The sequence below is a fragment of the Cohnella suwonensis genome (assembly GCF_042655365.1).
Classification (GTDB): Bacteria; Bacillota; Bacilli; order Paenibacillales; family Paenibacillaceae; genus Cohnella; species Cohnella suwonensis.
On the sequence record NZ_JBHSMH010000075.1, the window covers coordinates 1 to 520 of the forward strand.

Below are 520 nucleotides of genomic sequence, written 5' to 3' on the forward strand. Positions count from 1 at the left end.
CGTCTTGTCGTCATCCTCACTTTTATCTTATCCAAACGCGCAGACTGCCTCTCTACGAATGCTGCTCCTGCCGCCATCAGGCGTCTGTCATCGCCGGCACAATCATGGAAGGAAGCCCGACTCCTTTGCCCCGCTGGTTTCAAGCGATGTTCCTGATCTCCCGGCCTTCCGGTATCAGTTCCTCCCGTCTGTCCGATGTGATTCAGGTCACCTATAAGACCGCATGGCTCATCGCAAGAAAAATCCGCCATGCCCTGCAACAAGCCGATAAAGGCGACCCGCTCACGGGAATCGTGCGGGTAGACCCTATCTTTTACGGCTATTCTTATTATAGCGATGCCCGGCAGCCGCTGTTGATCGGCGGATCCCTCAATGAGCATGACCAGCCTCAGCACGTCAAAATCAAACAACCGGATCCCCGTCATGTGAATAACGAGTCGAGGTGGATTGAAAAGTCTGGCGTCCAAGCGTTCGTAAACCATCATACGGATGGAGCGGCCGTGACCGTTTTTGCGCGCGG

At 54.8% G+C, this 520-nt stretch carries 1 pseudogene; it reads left to right on the forward strand.

The features are described 5' to 3' along the window. Positions 1-125: 125 nt before the first annotated feature. Positions 126-520: pseudogene (locus ACFPPD_RS18895) on the forward strand (hypothetical protein); the annotation flags it as partial.